The organism is Sphingomonas sp. UNC305MFCol5.2 (genome assembly GCF_000712135.1).
Classification (GTDB): Bacteria; Pseudomonadota; Alphaproteobacteria; order Sphingomonadales; family Sphingomonadaceae; genus Sphingomonas.
In genome coordinates this window covers 332,700-348,322 of sequence record NZ_JOOE01000004.1, presented here as the reverse complement: position 1 = coordinate 348,322, position 15,623 = coordinate 332,700, and the positions used below count along the sequence as shown (strand labels likewise).

Below are 15,623 nucleotides of genomic sequence, written 5' to 3'. Positions count from 1 at the left end.
CTAGCGGGCCTCCGCCACCACGAACCGCGCATGGTCCGTCCGGTCGGAGCGCGCGCCCGGGCTGGTCGCCGAAACTTGCCCGCTCGCCGGATCCACCGTCAGATAGCGGTTGGTCGCCAGCGACATCAGCATCGGCTCGCCATAGATCGTCTCCATCCACTGGAAGGTCTCGCCGACGCCCGCTTCGCCGGGCTTGACCCAGGCGTCACCGGTCGCGTTGATCGAAAGGTGCCCGCCGCCGAGCGCCAGTGCCACGCGCCCTGCTCCCCTGTCGACAACCCGGAACCGCGCCGCCGCGCCGCCGTCCTGCGCCACAATCGAAGTCTCATGCTCCGCCACCGCCAGCTTCGTGCCCTGCAGCGTCAGCGTCACGGTCCTGCCCAGCGGTATCGGATGCATCAGCCCCTTCGCATCGGCCTCGGCGACCGTGAAGCTGTCGAAATCGGCATAGCCCCCCGCGCGTCCCGCCGCGTTGAACGCGAACAGCGCATAGCGAATGCCCTGGAAGGTCTTGAGCTGGAACGCCATCGCGAACGGCTCGCCGATCGGCGTGAACTTCCGTCCGTCGAGGCTGTATGCGAACCGCGCCCGCTCGGTCAGATAATCGGCATCCGCGCGCAGCCAGATCCGCTTGCCGGTAAACGGCACGCGCACCCTCTTGTCGCCCAGTTGGTCATGGAACTCGATCGCCAGCCCGCCGCTTTCACGCTTCACGCCGAGCGTCCGGTACGGCAGCCCGAGCAGCGCCAGCCCCGCGACATCGCCGTCGCGCAATCCGCCGGTTTCGAGCACCGCCGTCGGCACCGAGCGCGGCCCGATCGCCCGCTGGGTCAGCGAATTGCGCGCCGCCATGAAATCCACGGCGGGCAGCGTATGCAGCCGCAGATAGCCGCGCCGCTCGCCGAGCGACCAGCGCGCATCGTCGGGCACATGGTTCCATTGCCACACCCGCCCGAGCGCCGGTCCCGAAAACGCATCGTCGCGCACATAAGGCGCGAACGGCTTCTGCGTCACGCCCGTCGCCGGCTTCATCCATGTCCGCGGCGTGCGCCCGAGATTGCCCGGCAGGCCGAAATAGGGCCAGCCGTCCTGCCAGGTCACCGGCGACAGTCCGGTCAGCCGCCCGAGCGAATTGAAATCGGTCATCGAGAAGCCCCACCACGCGCCTTGCGCCGTCTGGACCAGCCCGCCCTGGTGCAGCACGTTGCGCCCCACTGTCGTGGTCGGCGGCGAGATGTCGAACGGGGGCTTGGGCGCACCACGGTGGCGATAGCCAACCTCGCTCCCCCAGCCTTCGTCGAGGCTCACCGCATGGTTCACTTCATAGGGCCCATAGGGCTTGTCGGCGCGCGCCATCGGCATCCGCATCCGCCCCGAATACCATGCGCTGGTGATGAAATAGCGCCCCTGGATCTTGTAGAGATGCGCGCCCTCGCCCATCCCCTGATCGGCGTTGATGATCACGCGCTCACTGCCCGGCACCAGGTCGTCGAGCGCTGCGTTGAGCTGCGCCATCCGCACTTCGCGATAGCCCCAGACGACATAGACCTTGCCGTCGTCGTCGAACAAAACGCCCAGATCGTGGAGCGATCGCTTCATCGGCGTGCGCGTCCACGGCCCCGCCGGATTGGTCGCGCGGAAGACCTGCGTGGTGTGGCCGTTGACGTTCGAGAAGATATAGAAAGTGCCGTCGTGATAGCGGAAGCTCGGCGCCCAGATCCCCTGCCCGTACATTTCCTTGCCGCCCTCGAGCCGCATGTCCGGCCCCAGATCCATCCGGTCGAACGCGTAGCCGAGCAGCTTCCAGTTCACGAGATCGCGCGAATGGAGGATCGGCAGCCCCGGCATCGTGTGCATCGTCGTGCCGGTCAGATAATAGTCGTCGCCCACCCGGATCATGTCGGGGTCGGAGAATTCGTCGTAGAACAGGGGATTGGTGAAAGTCCCGTCGCCATTGTCGGCGGTCCAGGTCCTGCCGGGCGTCTGCGCCGCCGCGGGCAAGCCCGCAACGCACAACGCCATTGCCATCCAGAGTCGCGAAACCCGAGCCATATTCCCCTCCTGCATGGGTCGACAGCGCTATTGAGGGTGCCGCGAAACTGTCAATCGAATTATCAGACTATTGGCGGGCCCGGCCCGCCGAAATCGAGGGGGAGAGCCTGATGTCCCAGCGCCTTACGCGCCGGCAGCTGATCGGCGGAGCCGCGGCGGCCGGCGGCCTCGCGACCCTGCCCGGCCGTGCCGCAGCCCGCGCGCCGGCCTCGACTTTGTTCCGCGAAGTCTTGCTCGTCGACGGCACCGGCGCCGCCCCGCGCCTCGCCGACGTGCTCGTCACCGGCGATCGGATCGCGCGGATCACTGCGCCCGCCACCGCCGCGCGCGTCACTGCCACCCGCATCGTCGCCGGCGAGGGCCGCGTCCTCGCGCCCGGCTTCATCGACACGCACAGCCATGGCGACCCGCTCGAAGAGTCGTTCGAGAGCTTCCTCGCGATGGGCGTCACCACGATCGTCCTCGGCCAGGACGGCAGCGGCCCGCGCATCGGCAAGGATCTCGACCTGCGCAACTGGATGACGGCAGTCGATCGCGCCCGCATCGACGTCAACGTCGCCGCGCTCGCCAGCCACGGCACGCTCCGCCGCGCAGTGAGGATACCCGACGCGGTCCGCCGCCCCGACCAGGCCGCGCTCGCGCGCATGGCGGCCCAGCTCGAGGCCGAGCTCCGCGCCGGCGCGTTCGGCCTCTCCTACGGCCTCGAATATGTCCCCGGCATCTATTCGCAGACGCCCGAGCTGGCCAATCTCGGTCGCGTCGTCGCGCGCCACGACGGCGTGGTGATGAGCCATATGCGCTCGGAGAATGACGAGGCGATCGAGGCCTCGATCGACGAGCTGATCGCCTCGTCGCTCCCCGCCCGCCCGCACATCTCGCACCTCAAAGTGGTGTTCGGCAAAGGCGAAGCCCGCGCCCGCGCCCTGCTCGATTTCCTCGCCGCCAAGCGCGCGCAGGGCATCCGGCTCACCGCCGACGAATATCCCTATACCGCCGGATATACCGGCATCGCGATCCTCTTCCCCGAATGGGCGCTCCCGCCCACCGATTATGCCGGAATCGTCGCGGCACGCCGGCAGGAGCTGCGCGACTATCTCGAGAAGCGCATGATCCGCCGCGGCGGCCCCGAGGCATTGCTGCTCGGTACCGCGCCTTATGCCGGCAAGACCCTCGCACGAGCCGCCGCCGAGGCCGGCCTTTCCTTCCCCGATTTCCTGATCAAGCTCGGCCCTACGGCCGGCTCGGGCGCGCATTTCACGATGGACGAAGCGCTGCAGGACACGCTGATCGTCGATCCCCATGTCGCGATCTCGACCGATGGCGGCCCCGGCATGCGCCATCCCCGCGCCACCGGCACCTATGCCAAATGGATCGAGCAATATGTCGTCCGCGACAAAAGGCTCCCGATCGAGGAAGCCGTCCGCAAGACCACCGGCTTCCCCGCCACCATCCTCCGCCTCGCCGATCGCGGCGTGCTCCGCGAGGGCGCCATGGCCGATTGCATATTGTTCGACCCCGCAAAGGTGAAGGCGCGCTCGACCTATGTGAACCCCTTCGCGATGGCCGAGGGATTCGATCTGGTGATGGTCAACGGCCAGCCCGCGTTCGAAGGCGGCCGGCGCATCGCCACATCGGGGCGCCTGTTGCGGGCGCGTTAGGCTAAGGATCCGCCCATTTGCCGAGATCCGGCGCTAATCGCTGCGATCCCGAATTCTGCCGCTCGTTCAGGCATCGACCCGCTCGCGGACTATGGCTGACAAGCGGCTCCCGCCCGAAAGCTGCTGTCGGAAGCGATTCGGGCGGATCAGGCTTCGAGCTGAAGCCGAAACTTTCGCAGCAGGCGCGCCAGTTCGGCGCGTTCGGCGTGATCGAGGCCGGTAACAGCTTGTTGGGCTTGGGCGAAATGGGAGGCGATTGCCGCGTCGATCAACGCCAGTCCCTCGGGAGTCAGCGTCGCCGTCAGCGATCGCCGGTCGCTGGCGTCCGGGCTGCGTGAGATCAATCCGCGCTGCTCCAGCCGGTTGAGACACGCCGTCATCGCGCCGGAGGTGAGCAGCACGGATTTGCGAAGCACGGTCGGGGTCAGTCGATAGGGCACACCCGATCGGCGCAAGGTGGCGAGCACGTCGAGCTCGGTATAGCCGATCCCGTGCGCCTGGAGCCGCTCGCCGGCGCGCGCCTGCAGCAGGCCGCCGATATGCAGGAGGCGCCCGACCACCGCCATCGCGGACACGTCCAGGTCCGGCCGCTCACGTGCCCAATCATGGAGAAGCTGGTCGACGATGTCCTCGGGATGAGCCGGCAGCTGCTGTTCGGGCATGACAGGAATCTTCATATAAAGTATCTTGACATGAACTTATATATCAGGGAGCAATTGGCCGCAACCCATTCTCCCGGGGAGTTCTCATGCGATCGATTCGGACGCTGGCCTGCGCGTTTCTGGCGTTGGCCGTTCAGACGCTGCCCCTCCCGGCATCTGCCCAACAAAGGGCGTCCGACCGGGTCGTGATCGAGCAGGGCAGCATCAAGCTCCCGACCGGCGAGACCGTCCCCTATGAGATCGGCACGCTCTACGTGCCCGAGAACCGCGCCAGGCCGGACAGCCGCCGGATCGGCATCGGCTTCGCGCGGATCAAGGCGCCTCGCCCCACCGGCGCGCCGCCGGTCTTCTGGCTGCCGGGCGGCCCCGCCCTCAGCGTGCTCGGCGCTTTCACCGACAAGGACGACACCGCCCAGCGCCGTCTGAGCCACTGGCTGGGCTTCGGCGCGGTCGGCGATCTCGTCGTGGTCGAGCAGCGCGGTTATACGCGGCGCGGCGAGATGCTCGTCGAGACGGCGGATGCGTTGCCGCTCGACAAGCCGGGCTCGGTGCGCGCCGACACGCTCGCGATGCGGGCGCTGGCACGGCGGGCGGTGGCGCGTAATCCCGACAAGGACCTGTCCGGCTATACGATCGACGCATACGCGGCCGATGTCGACGATGTTCGCCGCGCGCTCGGCTATGACAAGATCAGTTTGTTCGCCGGCAGCTTCGGCTCGCAATGGTCGCTCGCCGTGATGCGCTTCCATCCCGAGATCGTCGCGCGGGCCGTGCTCTCCTCGGTCGAGCCGCTGAACAACGCGTACGACATGCCGTCGCATATCTTCGCCGCGCTTCAGCGCATCGCTTTCGATGCCGACCGCGATCCCGGCCTGGCACCCTGGCTACCCAAAGGCGGGATGATGGCGGCCGTGCACGCGCTCCACCAGCGGTTCGCCGCCGGGCCGGTCAGCGTCACTGTCGCGGACGACACCGGCAAGACGCGGACCGTCGTGCTGGGAGCGGAGGACCTTCAGCTTGCACTTCTCGCCCATACCGACGAGGCGGAGCATTGGCCGGCCTTCATCCTCTCCCTCTATTATGGTCATTATGACGACTGGGCGCGCCAGACGATCGCCGACCGCGCCGGCGGTCCGGCCACGCTGCTCGGACTGCTCATCGATACCAGCCTGGGCGTCACCACCGAGCGCGAGCATCTGATGCGTACCGATCCGGCGGTGGACCTGCTGGGCAGCTGGAATTTCGCATCGAACCTTGCCTCGGCAGCCGATTGGCCCACTCCCGATATAGGCGACGAGGTGCGGCTGCCGCGCGTCACCCCGATCCCGGTCGTCTTCGTCCATGGCGACTGGGACACCTCGACGCCGATCGAGAACACGCTCGGCCTGCTGCCTTATTTTCCCAATGGCCACGCGATCCTCGTGCACCGCACGGGGCATGGCGGCACCTTCTACCAGCTGCGCCAGGATCCGGCCGCCAAGCAGGCGATCTATGATTTCCTGAGAACGGGGGAGACGCGCGGGCTGCCCACCGAGGTCTCGCTGGCAGCGCCCAAGTTCGACGTGCCTGGTTTCGCCCCGCCGGTTCAGCTGACGCGCTGATCCAGCATCTTTGTTCGAAGAAGGGAGACGCTCAAAGCGTCCCTTGCATTGAAGCCGACAAGCCCGGGCACATCAGGCCATCGGCTGGGTCGAGCCCCCGTGTCCACAACGAGTCGCAACCAGGCGCTTCGACTATCGCGGCATGCCCCTCGCTCACCCCGCCTTGCACAGCCCATCGGTCGCCAGCGCGATCCGCGACTCCGCCGTCGTCCGGTTCGAAGCGTCGTTCTCCACGCCGCGCGTCTCGGTGTTGAACGCGAGCAGGCTGCCGATCCCCTGATCGGGGCACAGGCTCAGATAGGCGCGGAAGCCGTTCTGGTCGCCATTATGGCCGATGAGGCGCACGCCCTCGCTCTGGTCGACGAAGAACGACAATCCGCTCCATGTCGTCGGCGCCATCCGCCCCTGGGTGAAGTCCTCCCCTGCCGCGATCTGCGGCCGCCACATCTCCTCGAGCGATGCGCGCCTGAGCACCAGATCATAGTCCGCCCGCTTCGGATCCCCCAACAGGAACGCGACATATTTCGCCATGTCCGGCATCGGCGCATTGAGCCCGCCATTCGACACCGTCACGCCGGTATCGACATCGAACGGCGCGGCGGTCCGCTTGCCGTCGCGGACATAATAGCTGTGCGACCGGTGCGGCAGCAGGAAGGGCGGCGTGCGGTCGAAGTAACTCGCATGCATGCCGAGCGGGCGCAGGATGTTCTTGTCGATATAGACTTCGAAATCCTCGCCCGAGAGCCGCTCGATCACTTGCCCGAGATAGACGATCCCCGGATTGGAATAGCTGAACCGGCTGCCGGGCGCGAACTTGACTTCGGTATAGGGCATCATCGCCGCCAGTTGCGCCCAGCCCGGCGGCTCGAACGGTTGCCAGTCGCGGTCGCGCCAGCGCCAGGTGCCGCCGCCGAAGCCCGCGCTGTGGCTCATCAGCTGGCGCAGCGTGATCGCCCCGGTATCGCCAAACGGATTATGCACCGCCGCCAGCTCGGGCGCGTAGCGCAGGATCGGATCGTCGAGCGTCAGCAGTCCGCGGTCGCGCAGCTGCAAGATCGCGATCCCCGTCATCGTCTTGGTGATCGACGCCCAGTGATAGATCGTCTGCGCGTCGACCGGTACATGCGCGTCGGCGTCCTGCTCGCCGAGATGGTCGGCAAGGATCGTGCGCCCGCCCCGCACCACGTAGAAGCTGCTCCCGACGATCCCCGCCTTGCGCATTTCGGCCCGGTGCAGTGCCCGGAATTCGGCCACTGCCTTGTCGAACGCGCGGTCGTCCGCTCTTGCCGGGCCGGCGGCCAGCGATGCGGCGAGCAACAGACAGGCAGCAAGCCGTCGGAACATGGGCGACCGTCCTCATCTGGTGAAGCAGTCGCCGATTGTGCGGGCTGGCTGGCGGCTGCGCAACCGGAATACCGGGGGCGACGGCCGCCCATCGCCTCACATCGCCTGGAACACCCCGCAGGCGATCCGCCCGCCCGAATTGCCCGAGGGGTCGGTCTTGTAGTCGTCGGGGTCGGCGTGGATCACGATCGCCGCGCCGTCCTCGTCGAGCAGTTGCTGATAGGTGCCGCCGGGCAGCGTGAAAATCGTCCGGTCGCGGCCGCTTTCGCCGCCGCTCTCGCCGATTTCGAGGTTGGGCATGTCGCCCGAATGGGGACCCGCGGGGTTCTCCTTGCCGTGCTGGTGTGCGGTGGGATTCCAGTGCCCGCCCGCGCTCGCGAAGCTGGGACCCTCGCATTTGCCGACGGTGTGGATGTGGGTGCCATGCGGCCCCGGCGGCAGCTTGCCCGCCTCGACCATCACTCGGATCGAACCATCGACTTCCTCGGCGATCGCCGTGCCGATCGACTCGCCCGCGGCATTCTTGATGTCGGCCTGCGCGCGGTAATGTCCTGCCATGTAGCGCGCATTCTCCGCTGGCGTCGCACACCCGCCCAGCGCCACCATTGCCGCAACCGCCACCATCGCACCGCGCTTCATGACTCACTCCTGCCGGTCATTGTCCCGACCTAATGGACCCGCATCGCGCAGGTTCCAATCCCCTCATCCGATGCCCAGGCAATCTCCGTCGCGCTTACCGCTCACGCTGCCGATGCCGAGCACGATCTTGCCCCGCCGCGAAAAGGTCAGTGCCTGCCAGCGCCCGCTGTTCCCCACTGCGGTGCGGCTCCTCAGGAAAGTCAGATGGAGCATCTCGTACTGCTCGGGGTCGATCATTCCCTTGTCGATCATGCAGCGCCACTGCGCGACGTTCCACGCATAGTCGCGCGCCACGCCGTCCTGGTCGATCGTGCGGCTGAGCGCCTCGTACCAGGCGAAGATCGCGCGCAGCCGGTCCCAGCGCTCGGCCTCGGGCATCGACGCCAGCTTCGCCCGCAGCCGCGCCAGATCCTCGTCCGCCGGAAAGAACCCCTGCTGCACCTTGGTGTCGATCGCCCAGCGTATTTTCCGCATCGTGATCGGCCGCCCCGCGAACACCCGCAGCAGGTCCGCCCGCACGTCCATCAGCAGCGCGACATAGGCGTCGGTCTGCACCTGCAGCATCGCGTCGCTCTCGAAGATCGCCGTCAGTTCTGCGAGGATCACCGGATTGAGCTTCCCGTCCGCCCCGTGCGCCGCGAGGATCCCCTGCCGGCATTTGTCCTTCACCGGCACCTTGAGGCACCCTCGCGAGAACAGCAATTTGCCATAGACCGGCGCGAGCATCTTGCGCGTCCGCCCGAACTTGCCGCCCAGCCGCTTCTTCCACGCCTTGAGCACCGGCTGCAGGCTGCCCGTGCCGTAATTCCACTGGCTCATCCCCACCGAGACCAACTGGCTGTCGAAATTGCCCACCGGCATCGCCCAGCAGCCCATCGTCTCGGGGATCGACGTCTCGGCCATCCGCGCGAAGATCGCCGCCCGGTCCAGTCCGATCTCCGCCAGCCGCGCCGCCGCCTCCGGCTCGATCCGCAGGAACGCTTCTTCGTTTACCCGCCGGCATACCGGCGGCGCAGGCGCGGAAAGGGGCGCGGCCTGCACCGGCGCGAGCTGGCCGGGTGCCGGTTCCGCGAACAGCGCCGCGAGTGCGGCCGCGATGATCTGCAAACCCATTCCCATCCCCCTGCCGTCGCAGGGGGATGCTATGCCGTCACGTCACGCCACGCCAGTCTCGGGCACCGTCTCCGCGGCCGCCGTGGCCGCCGCCACCGCCGCGCCGACTCCGCTCACGCCCTGCACCAGCGGTAGCAGAGGCGGCTGGATCCAGGTCTGCACTTCGGCGGGGTCGAACAATGCGGTCACGCCGAATTCCTCGTTATAGGCCACGGTGTGCTGGAACAGGATCTCCTTCGCCAGCGTCGCGCTGTCGGTGATCTGGCCATATTCGCGCGCACCGGTGAACAGCGCGTTGTTGTTGGTGGCGACATAGGGGTTGCCCGATCCGCCCGCGAAGGTCTCCGCCATCGTGCGCAGCGCGGCTACCTCCCCGCTCATCTCGACGCCGGTATAATACATCGCCGACGTCCACGAGAAGATGCCCGTGGTGATCTGCGCCAGCCCCGGCCCGGTGCTCGCGCCCGCCCAGGCATTGGGCACCAGGTCGCGCGTATTATACTGGTTGGCGTTCCACATCTGGTAGCCGGTGCCGGTGACGGTGACCGGATAGGCGATATTGAACACATTCGCGAACGTCGCGTCGGCCGTGGTCGGCCCCGCGGTCGGGAAGGTATAGACGTTCCCCCAGCCGCTGCCCGACGTGCCGTTCGGATACAGCGTATAGGCGAGCAAAGGCGTCAGCCCGCCGCCCAGGCTGTGCCCGCAGAACACCAGGTCGTCGGACCCGTTCGCCGTGCTGCTCAGGAAATCCTGCAGCGATGTGCCGCCCGCCTCGAGGCTCAGCAGCGCCTGCAGCCCGGCAAAATTGCCGACGGTGACGTTCCCCGCATCGGTCCCCGCCACCGGCACCTTGTAGACCGGCACCGCGGCAAGATCCTCGAAGAACACATTGTACGGCGAGTGCGGATTGGTCGCCGAGATCGGCACGACATAGACATTCTGGCTGCTATTGTAGCAGACCGCCGCGGCCTGATCGGAAAAGTCGCTGAACGGCGCCTGCCACACCGCCGGCCCCCACACGATCTGCCAGTCGTCGCCATTGTTGAAATCGGAATTGTCGAGCAGTGCCTGCAACTGAGTCTGCAGATAGGTGGTCAGCGTCGCCGCATCACCCGTCTGGGTCGCCGCCGCGCAAATTTCGATGGCCAGACAATATACTTGCTGCTGAATGGTCGTGCAAACAGACATCGCCATACTCCTTCGGTTGGGAACGAAGAGATGCACGGAATTCTATTGAATATCTGCAATGAGTCCAGATGATATCTTGCCTAACTGCAATATCATCAATTATTTAAGGTATATTATTATTTAATTACATGAAGACGTCCAGCAACCTCTGCCAATGGAGCGTGTCTCATCCCGGACCAAACCGCCGCCGCCTGCCGGGAAACCCCGGATTGCCGATGCCAGGAACCATGACTAAGCCACGCACATGATGCCACAATTCGCGCTTCCGCTGCTCGCCCTCGCCGCCACTTTGCTCGCGCCGCCGCCCGGCACCCCGCAGGCCGCCGGCCAGCCCGATCCGGCGCTCGAGGCCAAAGTGAAGGCGCTCGGCGAAGAGGCCATGGCCGCGCAGGCGAAAGGCGATCAGGCCACGATGCTCGCCAAGTTCGACGCGATCGTCACGCTGACCAAGAACCCCGATGCGATGCACAAGCTCGGCCATTTCTACGAGGGCGCGAAGGACGTGCCCGGCGCCTCGGCCCGGGCGCGGCACTGGTTCGTCGAATCCGCCACGCTCGGCGTCGCGGAGGCACAGAAAGACCTCGCCAAAGCACTCGAAGCCGAGGCGTCGCTGTCCGATACGGACTATGCCCTCCTGGTCGAGGCGCTCGCCAGGGGCGCCGGCAAGGCGTTCAACCATGAGGGCGATGCGATGCTGAAGACGCTCGCCGCCAAATATGGCGCCGCCACGCGATGCGCCATCGATGCCGCGAAGCGCCTCGGCTATGTCGCCGACGATGCGCAGGCACTGATGAGCCGCGACAATCCGGTGCACTGGTACCGGGTCCGCACCGGCAGCGGCAGCGCGGCCCGCGGCGACCGGATCAACATCTACGGCCCGGCCGAGGCGGCCTCCTTCCTGCCCGGCGCGCCTTATGCCCGGCTGAAAGTCACCGGCGACGGCTTCACCGGCATCAAGGTCAATCGCTATCCGGGCGGCGAGGGCCGCTATCTCGAGGTCAAGGACTATACCGGCTATGTCGAAACCCCCTCGGCGGAGGGCCGGCGCGACGTGGAGATGATCGTGAAGACCTGCCGCTGAGGGGCGCGCGCTCGGGACTCCGGATCAGCCGCCGCGCGGCGACTTGCCCCAGCTGGCCCGCCAGCGCTCCCACTCCGCCTCCTGCGCCGCCGCAGCCTCGCGCGCCATCCGCCGCTCCGCCCCGGCGATCGCCTTGGCGAGCGCGGCGTTGGTCTCCTCGCGCGTCGCCACCGGCTTTTGGTACGTTGTCCCTCGCCCCCGCCCGGCCGGGCGTTCCGCAGCCACGCCTGCCGCCACGGTCGGCGCAGCCGCCCCGGCCGCGCGCTGCTCGCGCAGCACCAGGGTCCGCAGCAGCGATTCCGAATAGCGCCAGCGCTGCCCGATCACTTGCCCGCCCTGCACGATAGGCTCCTCCCAGCCGATCACCGCGCGCTCATACGCCACCTGCTCGATCGTCACTGCCTGGGTATCGAGCGCCGCCTTCCAATCGCTCGCGAACCGCGCGCAATTCTCGCGCAGCCGATAGGCCGAGGTCGACGAGATCCGCGCCCGCGCGCACGCGTCGGCCACCGATCCGGTCTCGGAGAGCGCCCGCAGGAACAGCTTCCGCCGCGCCTCGTTCCAGCCGCCTCGCCGCTGTCGCAAGTCGCCCAGCGGCGCCTCGGCCAGCGCCCGCACGGCCTTGCCCTGCTCGGCGATCCACGCCGCCTGCTGTTCGGCGATCACGGCGTCCCAGCGCGCCGCGAACCCGGCATCGCGCCGCCGCCGCCGATACGCGGTGGACAAGGACCGCCCGATCGCCCCCGCCGCCTCGCGCACCCGCCCGGTGAGACGCAGCGCGAGCAGGAACGCCTGCTCGGTATCGGCGCTCCACCGCGCAAACGGCCGGGCGGCAGGCTGGCGCACCCACGAAGGCGACGGTGAAGCGTCCATCGACAGGCTCCGGAATTGTGACGACGAACCCGTTATCATATGAAATCCTACATTGAAAGAACCAAATAGGTACTATCGATTCTTCCGCCTTCGCGCGGGGAAAGGCGGGCCAAGCTGTATTCCCGTTTTAACTGCGAGGCTGGGAGAGTGGGGCGGCGAACATGCCGGACCGCGCGCTCCGAAAGCGGAGAGCGCTATCGCGCAATCACATGCGCATCGATCACCGCCAGATACTCCTCTTCGGAAATCTGGTGATCCATCACGGCTATCATCAGCTCGGCCAGTTCGATGTCATCGGGATCGCGGAAAGTGTACCCCCGGCGCCTCCCGTAGAAGATACTGCCAACGAGCAAGTCGCTTAGCACCCCCGCCCCTTCCCCTCCCCTCCCCCCCTTGCTAAGGCCCGCCCCGAATCTCGCATTCGCAGCACCCTCCGGCGCGCCCGCGTGGTCCCCTCGGGATCGCGTCCCCCGAGCGCCCGGGCCGGACAGTAGAAAGGATCCCGCGCCCCATGACCGCCATCGGCAACGATACGCTCGGCACTCGCGACACGCTCACCGTCGGCACCGCCACCTACAGCTTCTATTCGCTGCCCAAGGCCGCGAAGAAGCTCGGCGACATCAGCCGCCTGCCGTTCAGCATGAAGGTGCTGCTCGAGAACATGCTGCGCTTCGAGGACGGCAAGACCGTCACGAAGGACGATGCCCAGGCGATCGTCGACTGGCAGAAGGATGCCCGCTCGAACCGCGAGATCCAGTATCGCCCCGCCCGCGTGCTGATGCAGGATTTCACCGGCGTGCCCTGCGTCGTCGATCTGGCGGCGATGCGCGACGCGATCACCAAGCTCGGCGGCGACGCGGCCAAGATCAATCCGCAGGTCCCCGTCCACCTCGTCATCGATCACTCGGTGATGGTCGACGAGTTCGGCACGCCGCAGTCGTTCGGCCAGAATGTCGAGCTCGAATATGAACGCAACCTCGAGCGCTACGAATTCCTGAAATGGGGCTCTAAGGCGCTCGACAATTTCTCGGTCGTCCCCCCGGGCACCGGCATCTGCCACCAGGTCAATCTCGAATATATCGCCCGCTCGGTCTGGTCGTCGCAGGCGCCCGACGGCTCGACGATCGCCTATCCCGACACGCTCGTCGGCACCGACAGCCACACCACGATGGTCAACGGCCTCGGCGTGCTCGGCTGGGGCGTCGGCGGGATCGAGGCGGAGGCGGCGATGCTCGGCCAGCCGGTATCGATGCTCATCCCCGAAGTCGTCGGCTTCAAGCTGACCGGCGCGCTGCAGGAAGGCATCACCGCCACCGATCTGGTGCTCACCGTCACGCAGATGCTTCGTGCGAAAGGCGTGGTCGGCCGCTTCGTCGAATTCTACGGCCCGGGCCTCCACTCGATGACGCTCGCCGACCGCGCGACGATCGCCAACATGGCGCCCGAATATGGCGCGACCTGCGGCTTCTTCCCGATCGACGAGAAGACCATGGATTATATGCGCCTCACCGGCCGTCCGGACGAGACGATCGCTTTGGTCGAGGCGTACGCCAAGGCGCAGGGCATGTGGCACGACGTCGACAGCCCCGAGCCGGTGTTCACCGACACGCTCGAGCTCGACATGGACAGCGTCCGCCCGTCGCTCGCCGGCCCCAAGCGCCCGCAGGACCGGGTCAGCCTCGACGCCGTCGACGAAGTGTTCAACGCCGACCTCCAGAAGGTCTATCACAAGGATCGTCCCGAGCGCACCGCGGTCGAGGGCGCCGAGCACGACATCGGCGACGGTGACGTGGTGATTGCCGCCATCACCTCGTGCACCAACACCTCGAACCCCTCGGTGCTGATCGCCGCCGGCCTCGTCGCGCGCAAGGCGCGTGCGCTCGGCCTGACGCGCAAGCCGTGGGTCAAGACCTCGCTTGCCCCGGGCTCGCAGGTCGTGACGGACTATCTCAACAAGGCCGGCCTCAGCGAGGACCTCGACGCGATCGGGTTCAATCTCGTCGGCTATGGCTGCACCACCTGCATCGGCAATTCGGGCCCGCTCGCAGAGCCGATCAGCGCCGCGATCAACGGCAACGACATCGTCGCCGCCTCGGTCCTGTCGGGCAATCGCAATTTCGAGGGCCGCGTGTCGCCCGACGTCCGCGCCAACTTCCTCGCCTCGCCGCCGCTCGTCGTCGCTTATGCGCTCAAGGGCACCGTGACGGAGGACATGTACGAGACCCCGATCGGCGAGGGGACCGACGGTCCGGTGTTCCTCAAGGACATCTGGCCCTCGAACGAGGAAGTCGCCGGCCTGATCGCCGCCAACATCGACGACGACATGTTCCGTACCCGATATTCGAACGTCTATCTCGGCGACAAGCACTGGCAGGGCATCGTCATCGAGGGTTCGGACACCTATCGCTGGCCCGCCGCCAGCACCTACATCCACAACCCGCCATACTTCGAAGGCATGTCGATGACCCCGGCCCCGGTGCAGGACATCATTGATGCCAAGCCCTTGGCAATCCTCGGCGATTCGATCACCACCGATCACATTTCGCCGGCCGGATCGATCAAGGCGGACAGCCCCGCGGGCACCTTCCTGCAGGAACATCAGGTCAGCCGGAAGGACTTCAACAGCTACGGCGCCCGCCGCGGCAACGACGAAGTCATGGTCCGCGGCACCTTCGCCAACATCCGCATCAAGAACGAGATGGTCCCCGGCATCGAAGGCGGCATGACCAAGTATCACGACCAGGTCATGCCGATCTACGACGCAGCGATGCGCCACAAAGCCGACGGCACGCCTCTGGTGATCGTCGCCGGCAAGGAATACGGCACCGGCTCGTCGCGCGACTGGGCGGCGAAGGGCACGAATCTTCTCGGCGTCCGCGCGGTGATCACCGAGAGCTTCGAGCGCATCCACCGCTCGAACCTCGTCGGCATGGGCGTGGTCCCGCTCCAGTTCGCCGAGGGCGTGACGCGCGAGACGCTCAAGCTCGACGGTTCGGAGACCTTCACCATCACCGGCGTCGCCAGCCTGCGTCCGCGTCAGGACGTCGAAGTCACGCTCACTCGCAAGGACGGCACGACCGAGACCTTCCAGACCCGCTGCCGCATCGATACGGTCAACGAGCTGGAATATTTCCTCAACGGCGGCATCCTCCAATACGTGCTGCGCAACCTCGCCGCCTGAGACCCACTTTCGGGAAAACAAATAAGGCCGCGGTGGCATCCCACCGCGGCCTTTTCGCTGTGTCCACGCATCGAGCGCTAAGCGCGGAAAATTTCAGGCTTGCAATGTAGGATTTCGCGTGGAACAAACCAGAAACATCGTTTCCGGTTTGAACAGCGGTGACACGCCGCGCGGAAATTTTCTTCCTCGCAGCGAACCTGCGGGGCGGAACGGTAAAGGAAGAAAGAA

At 66.7% G+C, this 15,623-nt stretch carries 12 protein-coding genes; 5 read left to right on the top strand and 7 right to left on the bottom strand.

Going from position 1 to position 15,623, the window contains the following annotated elements; all coding sequences use genetic code 11:
• The gene (locus tag BR78_RS0117715; protein ID WP_037567022.1) at positions 1 to 2,052 is read right to left on the bottom strand and encodes a glycoside hydrolase family 43 protein; all 2,052 of its coding nucleotides are present in this window, start codon (positions 2,050 to 2,052) and stop codon (positions 1 to 3) included.
• Positions 2,053 to 2,162: 110 nt separating this feature from the next.
• Here BR78_RS0117715 and BR78_RS0117710 point away from each other — a divergent pair, with 110 nt between their 5' ends.
• Positions 2,163 to 3,710 carry an N-acyl-D-amino-acid deacylase family protein gene (locus BR78_RS0117710; RefSeq protein WP_051683404.1) on the top strand — a complete coding sequence of 516 codons (1,548 nt, stop codon included), beginning with the start codon at positions 2,163 to 2,165 and terminating at the stop codon, positions 3,708 to 3,710.
• Positions 3,711 to 3,856: 146 nt separating this feature from the next.
• On the opposite strand, the gene BR78_RS0117705 is transcribed toward BR78_RS0117710, so the two are convergent.
• Positions 3,857 to 4,387 carry a MarR family winged helix-turn-helix transcriptional regulator gene (locus tag BR78_RS0117705; RefSeq protein ID WP_197021400.1) on the bottom strand — a complete coding sequence of 177 codons (531 nt, stop codon included), beginning with the start codon at positions 4,385 to 4,387 and terminating at the stop codon, positions 3,857 to 3,859.
• Between the two features lie 71 nt (positions 4,388 to 4,458).
• On the opposite strand from BR78_RS0117705, the gene BR78_RS0117700 reads away from it, so the two are divergent.
• Complete coding sequence (locus BR78_RS0117700) at positions 4,459 to 5,973, top strand: alpha/beta hydrolase (protein ID WP_049811734.1); 1,515 nt, start codon at positions 4,459 to 4,461, stop codon at positions 5,971 to 5,973.
• A 153-nt stretch (positions 5,974 to 6,126) separates the two neighbouring features.
• Here BR78_RS0117700 and BR78_RS0117695 read toward each other — a convergent pair whose 3' ends face one another.
• From BR78_RS0117695 to BR78_RS0117680, 4 genes are all read right to left on the bottom strand, one after another.
• Positions 6,127 to 7,317, bottom strand: a complete 1,191-nt coding sequence (locus tag BR78_RS0117695) for a serine hydrolase domain-containing protein (RefSeq protein WP_051683403.1) — start codon at positions 7,315 to 7,317, stop codon at positions 6,127 to 6,129.
• Between the two features lie 96 nt (positions 7,318 to 7,413).
• Positions 7,414 to 7,956 (bottom strand): superoxide dismutase family protein, encoded by a 543-nt coding sequence (locus BR78_RS0117690; RefSeq protein ID WP_029937271.1) that lies wholly within the window; start codon positions 7,954 to 7,956, stop codon positions 7,414 to 7,416.
• A gap of 63 nt (positions 7,957 to 8,019) precedes the next feature.
• Positions 8,020 to 9,069: a hypothetical protein gene (locus tag BR78_RS0117685; protein WP_029937270.1), complete on the bottom strand. Its 1,050-nt coding sequence runs from the start codon at positions 9,067 to 9,069 to the stop codon at positions 8,020 to 8,022.
• Positions 9,070 to 9,111: 42 nt separating this feature from the next.
• Entirely contained in the window at positions 9,112 to 10,260 is a 1,149-nt protein-coding gene (locus BR78_RS0117680) for a lipase family protein (RefSeq protein ID WP_029937269.1), read from the bottom strand.
• A 244-nt stretch (positions 10,261 to 10,504) separates the two neighbouring features.
• Between BR78_RS0117680 and BR78_RS0117675 the strand changes: the two genes are divergently transcribed.
• Entirely contained in the window at positions 10,505 to 11,341 is an 837-nt protein-coding gene (locus BR78_RS0117675) for a hypothetical protein (RefSeq protein ID WP_029937268.1), read from the top strand.
• Between the two features lie 24 nt (positions 11,342 to 11,365).
• Here BR78_RS0117675 and BR78_RS21065 read toward each other — a convergent pair whose 3' ends face one another.
• Positions 11,366 to 12,214 (bottom strand): hypothetical protein, encoded by an 849-nt coding sequence (locus BR78_RS21065; RefSeq protein WP_051683402.1) that lies wholly within the window; start codon positions 12,212 to 12,214, stop codon positions 11,366 to 11,368.
• Positions 12,215 to 12,423: 209 nt separating this feature from the next.
• Here BR78_RS21065 and BR78_RS22220 point away from each other — a divergent pair, with 209 nt between their 5' ends.
• Together BR78_RS22220 and acnA are read left to right on the top strand one after the other, a co-directional pair.
• A complete protein-coding gene (locus BR78_RS22220) occupies positions 12,424 to 12,576 on the top strand; it encodes a hypothetical protein (RefSeq protein ID WP_231478306.1) in 153 nt (50 codons plus the stop codon).
• Between the two features lie 149 nt (positions 12,577 to 12,725).
• A complete protein-coding gene (acnA, locus tag BR78_RS0117660) occupies positions 12,726 to 15,395 on the top strand; it encodes an aconitate hydratase AcnA (protein WP_029937266.1) in 2,670 nt (889 codons plus the stop codon).
• Positions 15,396 to 15,623: the final 228 nt, after the last annotated feature.

Bases quoted from the DNA above. Each gene is read 5' to 3' on its own strand.
- BR78_RS0117715 (WP_037567022.1), bottom strand. From the start codon at position 2,052: ATGGCTCGGGTTTCGCGACTCTGGATGGCAATGGCGTTGTGCGTTGCG.
- BR78_RS0117710 (WP_051683404.1), top strand. From the start codon at position 2,163: ATGTCCCAGCGCCTTACGCGCCGGCAGCTGATCGGCGGAGCCGCGGCG.
- BR78_RS0117705 (WP_197021400.1), bottom strand. From the start codon at position 4,387: ATGAAGATTCCTGTCATGCCCGAACAGCAGCTGCCGGCTCATCCCGAG.
- BR78_RS0117700 (WP_049811734.1), top strand. From the start codon at position 4,459: ATGCGATCGATTCGGACGCTGGCCTGCGCGTTTCTGGCGTTGGCCGTT.
- BR78_RS0117695 (WP_051683403.1), bottom strand. From the start codon at position 7,317: ATGTTCCGACGGCTTGCTGCCTGTCTGTTGCTCGCCGCATCGCTGGCC.
- BR78_RS0117690 (WP_029937271.1), bottom strand. From the start codon at position 7,956: ATGAAGCGCGGTGCGATGGTGGCGGTTGCGGCAATGGTGGCGCTGGGC.
- BR78_RS0117685 (WP_029937270.1), bottom strand. From the start codon at position 9,069: ATGGGTTTGCAGATCATCGCGGCCGCACTCGCGGCGCTGTTCGCGGAA.
- BR78_RS0117680 (WP_029937269.1), bottom strand. From the start codon at position 10,260: ATGTCTGTTTGCACGACCATTCAGCAGCAAGTATATTGTCTGGCCATC.
- BR78_RS0117675 (WP_029937268.1), top strand. From the start codon at position 10,505: ATGATGCCACAATTCGCGCTTCCGCTGCTCGCCCTCGCCGCCACTTTG.
- BR78_RS21065 (WP_051683402.1), bottom strand. From the start codon at position 12,214: ATGGACGCTTCACCGTCGCCTTCGTGGGTGCGCCAGCCTGCCGCCCGG.
- BR78_RS22220 (WP_231478306.1), top strand. From the start codon at position 12,424: ATGCGCATCGATCACCGCCAGATACTCCTCTTCGGAAATCTGGTGATC.
- acnA (WP_029937266.1), top strand. From the start codon at position 12,726: ATGACCGCCATCGGCAACGATACGCTCGGCACTCGCGACACGCTCACC.